Genomic DNA, 1,876 nt, shown 5'->3' with positions numbered 1-1,876 from the left:
GAGGTTGAGGGCATCGAAGATATGCTTCATGCCGCCGTTGGCGCTCCACACCGACAAGGCTACGCCGATAATCAAGCTCAACCCAAGCGTCGCATTGCCCTTCTCGTTCAGAAGCTTGACCTGATCGCCGAGGATATCGAGGTCTCCTTGGGGCAGGATACCCTGAAGGCTAGCGAGTTGATTGTTTATCGTCGATGCGTCGGCGATGAGGCCATAAACAGAGACGAGAGCAGCGATAGCTGGGAAAATCGCCAGCAGCGTAAAGAAGGTAACCCCTGCTGATACCAACATGATGCGGTTCTCGCCCACATCGTGGTAGGTGCGCAGCGCGATGTCCTTCCACCCCTTCGCCGGAATATCGGTTGGGCTTTTGGCTTGGCGTCCGCGATCCCCCTGACGACGAGCGACTTCGTGAGCATCACTGCCGCTGTGAGAGGGTGAAGTCTGTCGTGCGGCCCCGGCTTCGTCAGCCTGTGGGCCAGGCAACTCGGAGCGGGTTGCACGCCGTGGCAAAGCTACGACGCCAACAAGCGCAGTCGCCAGTGCCAGGGTCCATACGAGGGAGGCCCCTCTTTCACCAGCAGCCTTGGGTTGGCGATCTGAATGGGCATTTGGCATCGGAAACTCCGGTGCGCTCGCGAGCGAGGATGCGGGGGCATCCAACCGAGGCAATAGGCATACCTGCCGGTAATGCAGATATGGCCGAATGCGATCCGTGAGCCAGCATGAGCTTGGCTCTTACTGCACGCAGTTCCCTCGTGCTGCTCTCCTCAAACAGCGCCATGCCCAGCTACAATCTAGCTAGGTGTAGAGACGCTCGTGCGATGCGTTTACCGCCCTCGCAGGAAGAAGAACCACAGCAGGATCACGAGGGGGATCGGCACCCCCAGGAGCCACAGCAGACTGCCCGTCAGCATCACAACTTCCGTCAGGACCTAGAGCAATCACGTAACTGGAGAGGTCGTTCCGAGGGTCGCATCCTCGCACAGTTCAAGCCGCGTCACACTCTCTCGCTAGCCAAATCGCTGGAACGAGCCGTTAGGGCAGCGCTTGTCTCAGCGTTCATCAGAGCGAGGCAGTGATGCGCGTGTTTCAGATCCGTCAGAAGGCGACAGGCGCTATCCTCTGGACAGGCGCCGCATCGGGCCCGATTGCCGCCTTGGACGCCATGGCGCACGAGGCAGGCTACTATGATCATGGCGACCTGCCAGAACACATCAGGGCAGGTGGCTTACACGCCGAGGAAGTTAGCGTCTGACGAACCGCGCTTTGGCCGAGCAAGGAAGGGACGAAGCACTCGGCTTAGCCAGCGCCGTAGCCACCTTTGCGGTTATCTGACGACGGGACAGCCGGTCGATTATCGTAGCCGCCGCTTTCGGGGCCCTGGTCATTCTCGCCCTCTGGACTACCAGGGGACGTAGGCCCTGCAGCTGCCGTATCGTCTGGAAGCTTCTCCTGGCCCAGCGGCTTTCCCGGTGGGACCATTCCGAAGGCCTCCCGTGCCGCGTCGGTGTCCGTTCCCATGCTGGCTCTCCGTGTATCTCGCAGAGACCAAGGTAGTGGACGCAAACGAGGTTCCTGACGCGCATCCGACAGGGAGCTAAGCCGAAAGGCCCGATGCGGAACCCATCGGCGGCTGAACAGCGGGATGCTTATGCTGCGCAGATGCCTTACTGCTCAGCGTTAGGGCTAGCCATCGCATCATCCTGCCATGCCGATCCGGCGCGAGCACAGCTTCTTCTACCCCATCGACTGGCCGCAGCTGTCGGCGGTGATCAGCTTCCGCCGCGCCAAGGGCCGCTGTGAGAGCTGCGGGCGACCGCATGGGCATATCATCTGGCACCTCGGAGATGGCCGCTGGTGGGACGCGCAGGCG

At 61.2% G+C, this 1,876-nt stretch carries 1 protein-coding gene and 1 pseudogene; one reads left to right on the top strand and one right to left on the bottom strand.

What is annotated here, in order from left to right:
* On the bottom strand, positions 1-618 hold a 618-nt coding region (locus MKK52_RS00015), incomplete at its 3' end, for a YihY/virulence factor BrkB family protein (RefSeq protein ID WP_243951704.1).
* A gap of 1,093 nt (positions 619-1,711) precedes the next feature.
* Between MKK52_RS00015 and MKK52_RS00010 the strand changes: the two are divergent.
* Positions 1,712-1,876: pseudogene (locus MKK52_RS00010) on the top strand (HNH endonuclease); the annotation flags it as partial.

This window comes from Methylobacterium sp. J-067 (genome assembly GCF_022829465.1).
GTDB lineage: Bacteria > Pseudomonadota > Alphaproteobacteria > Rhizobiales > Beijerinckiaceae > Methylobacterium > Methylobacterium litchii.
This window is presented reverse-complemented; position numbering and strand designations above follow the sequence as displayed.